Below are 14,666 nucleotides of genomic sequence, written 5' to 3' on the forward strand. Positions count from 1 at the left end.
CGCGTGCCTTCAGCGGTGGATCGCCGCGCGCAGCGCCTGAACCTCGCGCGTGGCGACCGGCGCGGCGCGATTCCCCCATGCCCCGCGCACGAAGCTCAGCACCTCGGCGATCTCGTCCGACGAGAGCTTGCCGGCCATCGCCGGCATCGCGCGCGAGTCCGCCGCCGGGCCGGGTGAGCCGGGCGGCGGGGTGTAGCCCTCGACCACGATGCGTATCGCGCTGGTCGCGTCGTCCGCGACGACGACCGGGTTGCCGGCCAGCGGCGGCACCTGGCTGCCGCGACCGCCGCCGTCGGTGCCGTGGCAGCGCGCGCAGAAGCTCGCGTACAGGCCCGCGCCGGGCAGTTGCCTGCCGCCGGCCCCGGCCGGGCCGGCGGGCACCGCGCGAGGCAGGCCGATGCCGAACGGGTTGGTCGCGGCAGTCGGTTGCGCAGGCAACGACTTCAGGTAGACCGCGATGGCCCGGCGATCGCCGTCGGTCAGGCGTGAGGTGCTGTCGGTCACCACCGGCGCCATCGCGCCGAACGCGGCACCGCCACGAGCGTGCCCCGTCGCGAGGAACCCCGCGATGTCGTCGGCCGACCAGCGGCCGAGGCCGTCGCGCGGCGCTCCCGTCAGGTTCGGCGCGAACCAGTGGTCGTTGAGTCCGCCCGTGAGATAGGCGCGGCTGTGCTCGTCGTAGCCGCGCTCGTTGTAGGCCGGGCCGCGCGGCGTATGGCAGGCGCCGCAATGGCCCGCACCCTGCACCAGATAGGCGCCGCGGTTCCATGCGGCCGAGTGCGCGGGCGACGGCACGAACCGCGCGTGATTGCCGAACAGCGCGCTCCAGACGGCCAGGCCCCAGCGCTGGTCGAACGGGAACGGCAGCCGCGTGGCGCGGACCGCGTTCGACGACGGCGTCACGCCGTGCATCAGATAGGCGTACAGCGCCCGGGTGTCGGCGTCGTCGAGCTTGGCATAGGACGCGTAAGGCATGGCCGGATAGAGGCGCGCGCCGTCCGCGCGCACGCCGCGTCGCAACGCGGCATCGAACTGCTCGTAGGTGTAGCGGCCGATGCCGTGCACCGGGTCGGGCGTGAGGTTGGGCGCGTAGATCGGCCCGAACGGGGAATTGACGGGCAGGCCGCCGGCCAGCGGCTGGTGCTCGGCGCCGTCGTGGCAGGCCGCGCAGTCGGCCGCCGTTGCCAGGTAGCGGCCGCGCTCGATGAGGGCCGCCGGCGCGCTCGCAGCGGCCGGCTCGACCGGCTCGGCGGGCGGTGCCGGCTGATGGCAGCCGAACAGTGCGCCCGCCGCGAGCCAGGCGGTCGCGATCCGTGCCAGCGGCCCGGTGCCGGGTAGGGTGTGCCTCACCATGGCAGGCAGGGTGCAACGAAGCGAGACACCATGCCGGTAAATACGAGTCCGGCAACGAAGCCGAGCGCGGCCAGCAGCCCGCATCGCGCGAGAAACCGCCGGCTGCCGTCGCGCTCGCCGCGCCACACCGCTCGCGCGACCCAGGCGGTGCAGCCGAGCGCCAGCACCCACGCGACGGCGGCCAGCCCGGCCAGCGCGGCGCCGAACGGCAGCCGCTGCGCGAGCGCCGGCCCCGGACCGTGCGCGTCGCAGACGGTGGCGGCCAGCGTCTGCGAGCCCAGCATCTGCAGGCTCCAGAGCGCGGGCGCGCCGAGCAGGCCGGCCGCCACCGGCATCCAGCGCCGCCACCGCGCACGGCATCGGATGGACGGCTTCATCCCGCGTGCCTCTGCCACCAGGGCGCGAGCGTCAGGGCGGCGAAAATGACCAGCCAGACCAGGTCGACGAAATGCCAGTAGAGCGCGCCGATCGTCAGCGCGGCGTGGCGGTGGCCGTCGAACGCGCGCAGGCCGGTGCAGACGGCCAGCAGCGCCAGCATCAGCAGGCCGGCGAAGAGGTGGGCCAGATGGAATCCGGTGATCGTGAAATAGAGGCTGCCGTACAGATGCGTGGCGGGACCGTAGCCACGCTCGTGCCATTCGTGCAGCTGCACCAGCGCGAACGCGGTGCCGAGGGCGAGCGCGAGCACCAGCATCGTCACCGCGTGCCGGCGGCGGCCGGCGCGCACGGCGCGTTCGGCCAGCCACACGCAGCCGCTGCTCGACAGCAGCACCGCGGTGTTGATGGCCGGTAGCGCGATGGTCGGCGCGCCTTCCGGCGGCCAGACGGCGCTGGTCTGCGATTGCAGGTAGAAATAGCAGAACAGCAGATAGCCGAACAGGCCGGCCTCGGTGACGATCAGCGTGACCACGCCCCACCAGCCGCTCGCGTGCTCGCCGGCGCTGGCGACCGGCAGCGCCGTTTGGCACGGCACGGGGGCGCCCGCAGGGAACGCGGGCGGCAGCCGCGCCGCGGCGCGCGACTCCGGTGCCGCCTGGCGCGCCGGCGCTCCCGCCCGCGCGCGCTGGCCGAGCGAGTCGCGCGGCCACAGCCAGAACCCGAGCGCCGCGGCGCAGCCGGCCGCCGCCAGCGCCGCGAGCGTGGGCGAGCGCACCAGCAGGGCCGCGCCGAGCAGGGTGGCCAGCGATGCCAGCACGAACGGCACGGCACTGTCGGCGGGCATCTTCAGGATCGCGTCCGGCCGCGCGGCCAGCGGCGTGACCGCCAGCGCCTCGCGGCCCTCGTGGAGCCGATAGCCGACCTGCAGGCTGGAGCGTCGCGCCGCGTCGGCCGGCTCCCACATTGGATGGCGCGAGCCGATCAGCGGCAGCGTCGCGAAGTTGTAGACGGGCGCGGGCGAGGGCACCGACCACTCGAGGCCGGGCGCGCGCCACGGGTTCGCGCCGGCGCGGCGGCCGCGCCGCGCGCTCACCAGCGCGTTGGCGACGAACATCAGGGTGCCGGCGCCGAACACGAACGCGCCGATCGTCGACAGCAGGTTCGAGGTGTTCCAGCCCATCCCGGCGGGATAGGTATAGATGCGGCGCGGCATGCCCAGCAAGCCGGAGACGTGCATCGGAAAGAAGCCGAGGTTGAAGCCGATCGCGATCACCCAGAACGTGGCGCGGCCGAATCGCTCGTTCATCAGGCGGCCGGTGAACTTCGGGAACCAGTAGGTGATGCCGCCCAGCACCGGGAACACGTTGATGCCGAGCAGCACGTAGTGCAGGTGCGCCACCACGAAGTAGGTGTCGGTCAGCTGCCAGTCGAGCGGCACGGCGGCCGTCATCACGCCCGAGACGCCGCCCACCGTGAACATCAGCACGAAGCCGGCGAAGTAGAGAAACGGCGTGCGGAACACCGGCCGCCCGGTCCAGATCGTCGCGATCCAGGCGAACACGGCCACCGCGCTCGGAATCGAGATCAGCATGCTGGCCGCGCCGAAGAACGCCAGCGCGAGCGGCGCGATGCCGGTGGCGAACATGTGATGCACCCAGACCTCGAAGCCCACCAGCATGGTGGCGACGGTCGAGACCGCCACCGCCTCGTAGGCCACCAGCGGGCGCCGGCAGAAGGTGGGCAGCGCGTCCGAGACGATCCCCATGGCCGGCAGCACCACCACGTACACCCAGGGATGCGCGAACATCCAGAACAGGTGCTGCCAGAGCAGCGGCCGGCCGTCGCGGGCGACGTCGAAGAAGTGGGTGCCGGCGTTGCGGTCCATCCAGAGCAGGAAGAACGCGAGGCTCACCGAGGGCACGGCGAGCAGGTTCGCCACCGAGGCCGTCAGCGTGCCCCACACGATGATCGGCAGGCGGTCCACCGACATGCCGTGGGCGCGCATGCGCAGCAGCGTGACGATGAAGTTCGCCGCGCCGCCGGTGGTCGAGATGCCGAGCAGGATCATGCCGATCGCGTAGATGTCGAGGTTCACGCCGCGGCTGTAGTCGAGCGAGGCGAGCGGGACGTAGTTGAACCAGCCCGCGTCGGGCGCCGCGCCGAGTGGAAAGCTCGCGTACAGGAACAGTCCGGCGCCCAGGAACGACCAGTACGAGAACGCGTTCAGGCGCGGGAACGCCATGTCGCGCGAGCCGAGCATCAGCGGCCAGAGATAGTTCGCGAAGCCCGACAGCACCGGCAGGGCGTAAAGAAAGATCATCGTCACGCCGTGCATCGTGAACAGCGCGTCGTACTGCTGCGGCGTGAGCACGCTGGCCTCGGGCCGCGCGAGTTGCACGCGCATCACCAGCGCCTCCGCGCCGCCGGCCAGCAGGAACGCGAACGCGGTCACGATGTAGCGCAGGCCGATGCGTTTGTGATCGACGGTGGCGAGCCAGCCGCGCAGGCCGGGCGGCGATTCCCATAATTGCGCGAGCGCCCTCGCCTCGGCGGAATCGGGTGTGATCGCGTCGAGTTCGGGGCGGCGGGCGAGCGGCGGCGGGCGCGTGGCGGTGGCGGTGGCGGTGGCGGGGCGGGGCGGCATCGGCGGCTCAGTGCAGGGTGGCGAGATAGGCGGCCAGCGCATCGGCGTCGCCGGCGTCGAGCGCGATCGACGGCATCGCGCTGCCGGGCTTGAGCTGCTGCGCCTGCGCGATCCAGCGGCGCAGGTTGGCGGGGGTGTTGGCGAACGTGCCGGCCGCGAGCAGCCGGCGCGCGCCCAGATGCGTGAGATCCGGCCCGGCGCTGCCGGCCGCCTCGCTGCCGCGGATCGCATGGCATCCGGCGCAGCGCGCCGCGAACACGGCCTGGCCGCGCCGCGCCTGGGCCGTGCGCGGCGCCTCGGCCGGCCGGCGCTGCGCGGCGAGCCATGCGCGATAGGCATCGGGCGGCTGCGCGATCACCTCGAAGGCCATGTGCGCGTGCTGCACGCCGCAGTATTGCGAGCACTGGCCGCGGTAGACGCCCGGCTGGTCCGCCTGCAGCCACTGGTGGTTGGTCTGGCCGGGAATGGCCTGCGTCTTGCCGGCCAGTTGCGGCACCCAGAACGCGTGGATCACGTCGGCGCTGTGCAGCTCGATCCGCACCGGCTCGCCGACCGGGATGTGAATCTCGTTGGCGGTCACCATCGCGGCGCCGTGCCCGTCCTGGGCCGGATAGGCGGCGCGCCACCACCAGTCGTAGGCGCTCACCACGATCGTCAGCGCCGGCCGGCGCGGCGGCGCGGCCACCATGCCGAGCACGCGCAGCATCGCCACCGTGGCCGCGAACAGCAGCAGCGTCGAGACGAGCGTGCCGCCGACCACCATCGTCAGGCCGCCGCGCCCGTCGCGCCGGCCGCGCCGCCAGATCGCCAGCGCCAGCAGCACGGCGATCACCAGGCACACGCCCGCCTCCAGCGCGATCAGGGCCCAGCCCAGCACCAGCACCGGCCGCGCGGCCGGCCCCGCCGCGTGCGCGATATAGGCCAGCGGCCGCGCGCCTTGGGCCGCCTCTGCGGCGGCACGCGCCGGCAGGCCGGCGGCGAGACCACCGCAGCCGGCATAGCGCGCGACGGCGTGCAGGTCCGCGCGCGGCCTGCGCCGTGCGTCACGCTGCCGGGCGGGCACGGCCGGGCCCGCGGCGCGGGGACCGCCGCGCGGCGAGCGGCGACAGGCCGGCCGCTCGTGCGCGGCGGCGTGCCCCAGGGCGGGCGGGAACGGAAGGCAGCGGACCGGCAAATCGGGTCTCCCGGAACAGGGCGCCGCGGCGCGGCGCCGATGCCGAGACGGCGAGCAATCCGCATGCGCGGCACGATCGCGGCGCGCGGCGCGGCCGGCGGCGCCACCGCCGGCACGGCTTACAAGCGTTTGTACAAAAGCCGGCCGCAAGGCGGCACGGCCGCGGTGCCGCGCGCCGCGGGGACGGTCCGCCCCGCCCCTGCGCCTGCGCGCAGCGCATCCTGGCCGGCCGGTTCCGGCCGATTCCGGCCCGGACTTCGTTGCGCATGCAAGCAGTGGCGGCGGCACGCAGGATGCGGCGGCGCGATCCGTTTGCATCCGCAGGCTTGCAATATCGCGTTTGCCCGCTGCAAAAATATCCGGGCGCCGGCACATCCGCCGCGCCGTGCCGGCCGCCGCCGAAGCCCGCCGGGCCTGCGGCGCGGGCCGGGGCGGCCGCTGCCCGGGATGCGGCACGAAGCTTGCGGTGGCGAGCGGGTGACCATTCATGACGAGGATTCGACGATGCCGAAGACCCCCGGCAAGACCAGCAGCTTCGCGATCGCCACCGGCGTGGTCGTGGTGGGCGTGGTCGCCTACATGGCCTACATGGTCAGCTCGGGCACCCAGCGCAGCGAGGCCATCGAGGACACGCAGCGCGCCGACCGCTTCGTCGCGGCATGCGGGCGCCTCGACCGTGACCAAGGCATTCCCGATTGCGTCCGGTACTACAACGACACGCTGGGCGTGGTGTACGCCGACAAGAGCGGCAAGTGGCCGTTCGTGGGCGGCCCGAGCCAGGCCGATTACGAGGCCACCTACCGCAAGCTCGCGGACAAGACGCGCGCCTACAACGACCGCACCGGCGAGGCCTCGCAGAAGCTCGACCTGCGTCCGTACCGATGACGCCGGCGGCGCGGCCCCGCGCGTGGCTCGGCCGGGTTCGACTTCCCGCTCCGGTGATGGCGCCGGCGCCTCTCCAGCATGCCGGCCCGCGCCGGCGCTGTTTCCATGGCAAGGAGCCTTCATGATCGGCGTCGCGATTCCCGCCCACAACGAAGCGCGCCGTCTCGCGCGATGCCTGGCGGCGGCCGGCGCGGCCGCGCGGCATCCGGCGTTGCGCGGCGAGCCCGTGCGCATCGTGGTGGTGCTCGACAGTTGCAGCGACGCGTCGCCGCGCATCGCCGCGCGCCATGGCGTGGAGACGGTGGTGGTGCAGGCGCGCAACGTCGGCACCGCCCGCGCGGCCGGCGCCGACCTGCTGCTGCGCCACGGCGCGCGCTGGCTGGCGTTCACCGATGCCGACAGCCGGGTGGCGCCCGACTGGCTCGTCGCGCAGCTGGCGCTCGGCGCCGACGCCGTGTGCGGCACGGTGGCCGTGGGCGACTGGCGCGGCCATCCGGCGAGCGTCGTCGAGGCATGGCGGCACCGCTACCGCGACGCCGACGGCCACCGGCACGTGCATGGCGCCAACCTCGGCGTCAGCGCGGACGCCTACCTTCGCGCCGGCGGCTTCCCGCCGCTGGCCTGCGACGAGGACGTCGCATTGGTGGAGCGGCTGGCCGGCGCCGGCGCGCGCATCGCCTGGAGCGCCGCGCCGCGCGTGACCACCAGCGCGCGCACCGACCCGCGCGCGCGCGGCGGCTTCGGCGACACGCTCGCGGCATGGGCGGGCAGGGGCCTCGACACGCTGCGTGCCGAGAACGGCGTGGCGATGAGCGAGGCGGTGCCGGCGGCCGATGCGCCCGCATGAGCACCGTCCCGCGTCGCGGCCGCCCGGGGTTCGAGCCGCCGCGCGGCGCAGCCGGCACGATGCCTGCGGGCCGGCGCGCTTGGTCCCGCACGGGCGCCGCGGCCGTGCGGGCGGCGCTGGATGCCCGTGCCCCGCTGTTCGTGGTGTCGCCGCATCTGGACGATGCCGTGTTCGGCTGCGCGTCGCTGCTCGCCACGCGGCCCGGCACGGTGGTCTGCACCGTGTTCGCGGGCCTGCCCGCGCCGCCGCAATGCCGGCCCTGGGACGCGGCAGGCGGCTTCGCCGATTCCACGGCGGCACTGCGCGAGCGCATCCGTGAGGATGACGAAGCGCTGCGGATCTGCGGTGCGCGCGGCCTGCGGCTGCCGTTTCTGGACGGCCAGTACGGGCCGCCGCCCGGCCAGCAAGCCCTGGCACGCGCGCTGGCCGCGCAGCTGGCGCGCTGCCCGGGCGCCGTGCCGCTGGTCCCGCTCGGCCTGCACCATCCCGACCATCGCTGCGTGGCCGACGCCTGGCAGCTGCTGGCGCGGCGGCAGCGGCGGCGGGCCTGGCTCGTCTACGAAGAGGCGATCCATCGCGGCGTTCCCGGCGTGACGGCCGCGCGCCTGCACCGCCTGGAGCGGGCGGGCTGGCGCCTCACGCCGCTGCGGGCCGGCTGGAGCGCCGCGCGCGGCGGCGAGCCGGCCCGCGCCGTCAGGCGGCGCGCGATCGCGGCCTATGCGAGCCAGCTGCGCGCGTTCGGCGACGCGCGGCTGGCCGATCTGGACGCGCCCGAGCGCTACTGGCTCGCCGAGCGCCGCGCCCGGACGCGCTGAGGGCGCGCTCAGCGCCGCGCCGCAGGCGGGGCCTCGGCGCTCCACACCTCGAGCAGGAAATCGGCGTCGTCCACCCGCGTGCGCGCATGCAGCCCGGCCTGCCGCGCGGCCTGCGCGAACAGCGCGTGGACCGCGGCAGCGCTCAGCATCATGTCCTCGGCGCCGTGGCGCCAGTGACAGCACGCCAGCGTGCCGTCGGCGTCGAGCGCCGCGCAGGCGAGCCGCGCAAGTTGCGCGCAGCGCGAGGCATCGAGGTAGTAGGCGAACTCGCTGATGACGACCAGATCGAAACGGCCCTCCGGCCAGTCCTCGGGCATGGTCCGCAGCTCGACGCTGGCCTGCGCGAATCCGGCCAGACGCGCGCGCGCGAGCGCGGCGGCGCTAGGCGCGAAGTCGGCGCACCGCAGCAGCTCGCAGCGCGGCGCGAGGCAGGCCGACAGCTCGCCGTTCGCGCAGCCGGGCTCGAAGCCGCGCCGATAGCGTTCGCGCGGCAGCGCGGCCAGCATCAGCGCGCGCTTGCGCGTCTCGTACCAGCTCGTGCGGTAGTGCCACGGGTCCGCCTGCTGCGCGAACTTCGCCTCGAAATGCTCGCGAGCGGCGCGGCGCGGCCCCCCGTCTTCGTCGGCGTCGGCCATGGAGCGCGCCCTCACAGCGGCCACGGTGCGGGCTCGGTCGCCACGGTTGCGCCGAGCACGGCCAGGTCGCGTTCGGCGTGGCTCTGGCGCAGGAACACCGGCAGGTCGGCCGCCATCTGCGCGAACCAGCGGTCGCGGCACAGCGGGCCGGCGCCGAGCCCATGCGCGCTCGCGCGCAGCACCGCCTCGGCCGCGTGTTCCACCGCGCCGCGCGCGCGCAGCGCGAGCGCCATGGCGCTGGCCTGGGGGCGGGCGTCGATCTGCTGCGCCGCCTCGCGCAGCAGCGCGCGCGCGGCGCAGAGCGCCACGTCGGCGGCGCCCAGGTGGGCGCGCAGATGCGGGTCGTCGCGCCGCGCGGCGGCGTCGCGCAGGCGCTCGGCCAGCGCCGCCGCGGCGCCGTACCAGCAGGCGGCGATGCCGGCGCCGCCCTGCCAGAAGCCGGGGCGCGCCAGATAGGCCCCGCTCGCGCCGACCAGCCGCGCGCGCGCGTTCACCAGATCGATCTCGACGCTCTGCGTGGCGCGCATGCCGAGCGCCTCCCAGCCGCGCCCGCTGACCGTCACGCCGGGCTGCCGCATCGACAGCAGGGCCAGCTCGTCGCGCCCGTCGGCGCCGACGCAGGTGACGAGCGCCGCGTCCACGAAGTGCGCGCCCGAGCACCAGGGCTTGCTGCCGGTGAGCCGCACGTAGCGGCCTGCGGGACGGGCGTCGGGTGAGATGTCGTGGGCCAGGTCGCGCGCGACGATGCGCAGCTCGTCGCGCGGCGCGCGCGCGGCCCAGACCGCCAGCAGCGCGCCGCCGCTGGCCGCTTGCGCGCCGCCGGCGGCCGTGCCCAATTCGTCGAGAATCGCGAGCGCGTCGGCATGGGCCTCGTAGATTTTCGCGAGCGGCAGGTCGAGCGCGGCCAGCTCGGCCAGCAAGCGCCAGCGCGCGAGTGTGTGGCCGCCGCCGGGGCGCGGCGGCGGCAAGGCGGCCGCCGCGCGGCGAGCGGCCACCGCCAGCGCGGCCTCGTCGAGCGGCAGCGTCAGGCCCTCGAGCAGCGCGTCGGGACGGACGGCCTGCGCGGCCGGCACGCGCGCATCGGGCGCGGCGGCGCCGGGCGCCGGCCGCTGCATGGGGTGCGGGCCGCAGGCTGGGGGACGTTCCGGAGTGGTCGGCGTCATGGCGGGGTTCCTCGTCAACAGGGATGAGCGGCGTGCCGCCGCGCGGCGCGCCGCTCAGGCCGGCGCCACGATGCGCACCGGAATCGACTTCGCGCCCGGCACCTTGCTGTCCTTCGCGTAATGCCAGAGCGGCAGCAAGGGGTTGCATTCCGGGTAGTAGCCGGCTACGCAGCCGCGCGGGATGTCGTAGGGCACCGGCTTCAGGCCGGCCACGCGCCGCTCGATGCCGTCGTCGGCCACGGTCTGCAGCGTGATGCGCCGGCCTTCCTCGAGCCCGTGCGCGGCGATGTCGTCGCGATGCATCAGCAGCACCATGCGGTCGCCGTAGATGCCGCGGAACCGGTCGTCGAGGCTGTAGATCGTGGTGTTGAACTGGCTGTCGCCGCGCATCGTCATCAGCCGCAGCACGCCGGGACCGTGCGCGGCCAGGTCGGGGTCCGCGCCGAGCGATTCGAGCATCGCGAATTCGGCCCTGCCGCTCGGTGTCTGCCAGCGCCGCTCGCGCGCCGCCAGCGGCCGCGCGAAGCCGCCGGGCGTCCACATCCGCGCGTCGAAGTCGTGGAAGATGTCCGGGTAGGTCAGCGCGATCGCCTCGCGGATCAGCCGGTAATCGTTGCGCCAGGCGCTCCACGGCACCGTGCTGCGCGCGCCTAGCGTCGCCGCGGCGAGTTCCGCGACGATGAACGGCTCGGAGCGCAGCGCCTCGCCGGCCGGCTCCACCACGCCGCGCGAGCCGTGCATGCGGCCGGTGCTGTCCTCCATCGACACGGCCTGCGCGCCGCCCGCCTGCCGGTCGATCTCGACGCGGCTCAGGCACGGCAGCAGGTAGGACACCGCGCCGGGCAGCAGATGCGTGCGGTTCAGCTTGGTGGCGACGTTCACGGTCAGCCTCAGCCGCCGCCACGCGGGCTCGATGCGGCCGCGGTCCGGCGCCGAGCGCAGCAGGTTGCCGCCGAGACTGAACACCGCGTCGAGGCGCCCCTCGAGCATCGCCTCGAACGCCTCCACCACGTTCATGCCGGCCTCGCGCGGCGGCTCGAAGCGGAACTGGCGGGCCAGCACGTCGAGCGGCGCGAGTTCGGGTTTCTCGGTGATGCCGACGGTGCGCTGGCCCTGCACGTTCGAATGGCCGCGGATCGGCGAGACGCCGGCGCCGGGCTTGCCGAGATTGCCGCGCAGCATCAGGAAGTTGCAGATCATCCGCACGTTCTGCACGCCGAGCCGGTGCTGGGTGATGCCCATGCCATAGTGGACGATCACCGCGTTCGCGCGCGCGTAGAGGGCGGCGGCGCGCTCGAGGTCGGCGCGCGCGAGACCGCTCTCGCGCTCGATCGCGTCCCAGCCGGTCTCGCGCATCTGCTGCGCGAACGCATCGAAGCCGCGCGTGTGCGCCTCGATGAACGCCACGTCGAGCACGCGCGGCGCGCCCGCGGCGAGCGCCGCGTCGTCGGCCGCGATCACGGCCTTGCAGAGCCCGGCCAGCGCGGCGCCGTCGCCGCCGATGCGCAGCTGGTGGTACTGCGTGGAAATCTGCGTGTCGCCCGGCGTGAGCATCTCGCGCGGCGACTGCGGATTGACGAAGCCGACCAGGCCCGGCTCGCGCAGCGGGTTGAACGTGACGATCGGCACGCCGCGGCGGCGCGCGTCCTGCAGCGGGTGCAGCATGCGCGGGCTGTTGGTGCCGACGTTCTGGCCGAAGAAGAACATCAGGTCGGTCTGCTCGAAGTCCTCCAGGCCGATGGTGCCGACGCCGACGCCGATCGACGCCTTCAGCCCGACGCTGCTGCTCTCGTGGCACATGTTCGAGCTGTCGGGCAGGTTGTTGGTGCCGTACTGGCGCGCGAACAGCTGCAGCAGGTAGGAGGTCTCCAGCGAGGCGCGGCCCGACGAGTAGAACACCGCGCGGGCCGGCTCGATGGCGTTCAGCTCGCGGCCGATCTCGTCGAACGCCTGCTGCCAGCTCACCGGCAGGTAGCGGTCGCTGGCCGCGTCGTAGCGCAGCGGCTCGGTCAGCCGGCCGGCCGCCTCGAGATCATGGTCGTGCCAGGTCTCGAGTTCGGCGAGCGGATGCGCCGCGAAGAAGTCGGCGCCGACGCGCTTCGAGGTGGTGTCCCAGGCGGTCGCCTTCGCGCCGTTCTCGCAGAACTCGAACGGATGCGGGCCGGCCGGCTTGGCCCATGAGCAGCTCACGCACATGAAGCCGTCGGGCTTGTTCTGCCGCATCAGCGCGGCGCCGCCCTTGCGCACGGCGTGTTCGCTCGCGAGGATCGCCACCACCGCCTTCATCGAACCCCATCCGCCCGCCGGATGCGGATAGGCGTCGTTGCGGGTCTCCGGTTCGGCGTCGAGGCCGTCGTGGTGCGGGCTGGGATCGGGGCTGTCGTGCATGATCGATGCTCCTGGGCAAGTGGCCGCGCGGCTCAGCCGTGAACCGGGCAGCCGTTGAACCGTTCGCGGAACGCCGCGGACTGTGCGTAGGCGGGCCGGCGCGCGCGCATCACGCCGCCGAGCGGGCGGTGCGCGGCGAGCCCGTGCCACGGGCTGAACGACATGCCGTCGTCGACCACCCGCGCGCGCGCGGCGCTCCAGGCCGGCTGCGCGACCACCCGCAGGGTGGCGACGGTCAGGTAGGGGCTCGCGTCCTCGGGCCAGACCGCCGAGGCATCCTCCACCGGCATACGCTCGAGGTCGGTCGCCAGCTGCACGCGCAGCTCCCAGACTCCGCCGTGGCGCGCGAAGAACGCCACCACTTCGTCGCGCAGCGCGTCGGGGCGGCCCTTCAGGTCGAGCGGCGCGCCCTTGAGCGCGACCAGCTCCGGCGACACCGGCACCACGGCCAGCTTGGCGAAGTACGGCCCGTACAGGCACGGCGCGCAGGTGTAGAAGGTCTCGCCGAGGAGGTGGCTGGCCGGATGGCCGCCGAGGTTCTTCAGCGCCGCGCCAGGCACGCCCGCCGCCTCGAGCATGCGCTCGGCGCCGCGCATCACGGCCGACAGCGCCCGCTTGCCGCCCGGGGCGCGGCCGGTGGTCTGCGCGAGCAGCTTCAGGCTGCGCACGAAGGCCTTCGGCGTGGGCGCGGAGAAGGCCGGCGCATTGACCATCACGAAGTCCTGCGTGCGCAGCGCCTCGCTGCCGGGCAGCCGCTCGCCGTCGACGTCGGCGAGCTTCAGCGCGAGGCCGCGCGGCGTCGACACCGCGTCGTCGAGCAGGTCGCCGGGAGTGGTGGACAGGCGCAGCGTCACGCGATAGCTGCCGCGGCGGGCGAACACGCCTTGCGCGAGCGGCGGCGGCAGGCCCTCGGCCACCGTCAGTTCGCCGTCCAGCAGGCCGTGGCTCTTGGCATGCAGGCTGCGCAGGGCGTGGCCGCAGTCGTTCGCGGCGGTCTGCTGGATCTGGTGCAGTGCGTCGATCAGCTCGCGCACCGTGTCGGCCTCGTCGTCGGGAATCTGCTCGAACATCGGGTCGAAGGGCAGTGGCTGGATCGTCAGCAGGGGGGCGGTCATCGCGATCTCCGCGCGGCGGTGGGAATCTCTGCAGAGGCAAGCCGCGTGCCCGGCACCGTCGGCCGCGCCCGGCGCGGCTGCGCACGGCGCCGGGCGCGGTTGCGCCGCCGCGGCGCGCGCAACCGGGCGGCCCGGCTTGTAGAAAAGCACGAGGGCGGCGGGCCTCGCTGCGGCCCTGGCGCGGCCTGGCAGCCGTGCCCACCGCGGCGCCGGCGCTTCAGCGCGGCGCGGCCGGCTCCGGCCGGCGTGCGGCGTGCGGCGCGCGGCGGCCGTTGTGGCTGCCGCCGCTTGCGCCGCCGGCTTCGATGCGGTCGCGGAAATAGCGGGCGGTGGCGGCCAGCCCCTCGTCGAGCGAGGTGCCGGGCCGCCAGCCGAGCAGCGCCTGGGCGCGCGCGATGTCGGGCTGGCGGTGCCACGGGTCGTCCACGGGCAGCGGGTGCAGCACGATCGGCGAGGCCGAGCCGGTGAGGGCGACGATCCGCTCGGCCGTCGCGCGCATCGTCACCTCGTGCGGGTTGCCGAGATTGACCGGGCCGCCGGGGTCCTCGTCGAGGTTCATCAGACGCACGAACGCGTCGATCATGTCGTCCACGTAGCAGAACGAGCGCGTCTGCGAGCCGTCGCCGTAGAGCGTGAGCGGCTCGCCCTGCAGGGCCTGCATCATGAAGTTCGACACCACGCGGCCGTCGGCCGGATGCATGCGCGGCCCGTAGGTGTTGAAGATGCGCGCGATGCGGATCTGCAGGCCGTGCTGGCGCCGGTAGTCCATGAACAGCGTCTCGGCGCAGCGCTTGCCCTCGTCGTAGCAGGCGCGCGGGCCGAGCGGATTGACGTGCCCCCAGTAATCCTCCTTCTGCGGATGCACGAGCGCGTCGCCGTACACCTCGCTCGTCGAGGCCTGGAAGATTCGCGCCTTCACGCGCTTGGCCAGGCCCAGCATGTTGATCGCGCCGTGGACGCTGGTCTTGGTGGTCTGCACCGGGTCGTGCTGGTAGTGGATCGGCGAGGCCGGGCAGGCGAGGTTGTAGATCTGGTCGACCTCGACGTAGAGCGGGAAGGTCACGTCGTGGCGCAGCAGCTCGAAGTTGTCGCAGTCGCGCAGGTGCGCGATGTTGTCCTTGGTGCCGGTGTAGAAGTTGTCGACGCAGAGCACGTCGTGGCCGTCGGCCACCAGCCGCTCGCACAGATGCGAGCCGAGAAACCCGGCGCCGCCGGTGACCAGGATGCGTTTGCGCGTCAGTTCTTTCATGGTGCCTCGCCCTCGTTGTA

12 protein-coding genes are annotated in these 14,666 nt (G+C 74.2%); 3 read left to right on the forward strand and 9 right to left on the reverse strand.

Annotated elements, in window-relative coordinates; genetic code table 11:
* Positions 1–9: 9 nt before the first annotated feature.
* Genes KS03_RS24670 through coxB form a run of 4 tightly spaced genes read right to left on the reverse strand, consistent with a single transcriptional unit; the run spans position 10 to position 5,438 of the window.
* Positions 10–1,353: a cytochrome c gene (locus tag KS03_RS24670; protein ID WP_015875525.1), complete on the reverse strand. Its 1,344-nt coding sequence runs from the start codon at positions 1,351–1,353 to the stop codon at positions 10–12.
* Entirely contained in the window at positions 1,347–1,730 is a 384-nt protein-coding gene (locus tag KS03_RS32945) for a hypothetical protein (protein ID WP_015875526.1), read from the reverse strand. The genes KS03_RS24670 and KS03_RS32945 overlap by 7 nt, the downstream gene beginning before the upstream one ends.
* Complete coding sequence (ctaD, locus tag KS03_RS24680; protein WP_045678906.1) at positions 1,727–4,375, reverse strand: cytochrome c oxidase subunit I; 2,649 nt, start codon at positions 4,373–4,375, stop codon at positions 1,727–1,729. Before ctaD ends, KS03_RS32945 begins: the two co-directional genes overlap by 4 nt.
* Before the next feature lie 7 nt (positions 4,376–4,382).
* Positions 4,383–5,438, reverse strand: coding sequence for a cytochrome c oxidase subunit II (coxB, locus tag KS03_RS24685; RefSeq protein ID WP_088499478.1), 1,056 nt, complete (start codon positions 5,436–5,438; stop codon positions 4,383–4,385).
* A 615-nt stretch (positions 5,439–6,053) separates the two neighbouring features.
* Here coxB and KS03_RS24690 point away from each other — a divergent pair.
* From KS03_RS24690 to KS03_RS24700, 3 genes are all read left to right on the forward strand, one after another.
* Positions 6,054–6,434, forward strand: a complete 381-nt coding sequence (locus KS03_RS24690; protein WP_039202793.1) for a hypothetical protein — start codon at positions 6,054–6,056, stop codon at positions 6,432–6,434.
* A 121-nt stretch (positions 6,435–6,555) separates the two neighbouring features.
* Positions 6,556–7,281, forward strand: a complete 726-nt coding sequence (locus tag KS03_RS24695; RefSeq protein WP_015875529.1) for a glycosyltransferase family 2 protein — start codon at positions 6,556–6,558, stop codon at positions 7,279–7,281.
* Entirely contained in the window at positions 7,278–8,096 is an 819-nt protein-coding gene (locus tag KS03_RS24700) for a PIG-L family deacetylase (protein ID WP_015875530.1), read from the forward strand. Before KS03_RS24695 ends, KS03_RS24700 begins: the two co-directional genes overlap by 4 nt.
* Before the next feature lie 8 nt (positions 8,097–8,104).
* Here the strand turns inward: KS03_RS24700 and KS03_RS24705 are convergent, their stop codons facing one another.
* The 5 genes from KS03_RS24705 to KS03_RS24725 form a co-directional block, all read right to left on the reverse strand.
* Positions 8,105–8,731 carry an SAM-dependent methyltransferase gene (locus tag KS03_RS24705; protein WP_015875531.1) on the reverse strand — a complete coding sequence of 209 codons (627 nt, stop codon included), beginning with the start codon at positions 8,729–8,731 and terminating at the stop codon, positions 8,105–8,107.
* 11 nt (positions 8,732–8,742) lie between these two features.
* Complete coding sequence (locus KS03_RS24710; protein ID WP_127913954.1) at positions 8,743–9,894, reverse strand: acyl-CoA/acyl-ACP dehydrogenase; 1,152 nt, start codon at positions 9,892–9,894, stop codon at positions 8,743–8,745.
* Between the two features lie 54 nt (positions 9,895–9,948).
* Positions 9,949–12,282, reverse strand: a complete 2,334-nt coding sequence (locus tag KS03_RS24715) for an FdhF/YdeP family oxidoreductase (protein ID WP_015875533.1) — start codon at positions 12,280–12,282, stop codon at positions 9,949–9,951.
* A gap of 32 nt (positions 12,283–12,314) precedes the next feature.
* Complete coding sequence (locus KS03_RS24720) at positions 12,315–13,397, reverse strand: catalase family protein (RefSeq protein WP_015875534.1); 1,083 nt, start codon at positions 13,395–13,397, stop codon at positions 12,315–12,317.
* Positions 13,398–13,614: 217 nt separating this feature from the next.
* Positions 13,615–14,646 (reverse strand): UDP-glucuronic acid decarboxylase family protein, encoded by a 1,032-nt coding sequence (locus KS03_RS24725; RefSeq protein ID WP_015875535.1) that lies wholly within the window; start codon positions 14,644–14,646, stop codon positions 13,615–13,617.
* Positions 14,647–14,666 lie beyond the last annotated feature (20 nt).

It is taken from the genome of Burkholderia glumae LMG 2196 = ATCC 33617 (genome assembly GCF_000960995.1).
Classification (GTDB): domain Bacteria; phylum Pseudomonadota; class Gammaproteobacteria; order Burkholderiales; family Burkholderiaceae; genus Burkholderia; species Burkholderia glumae.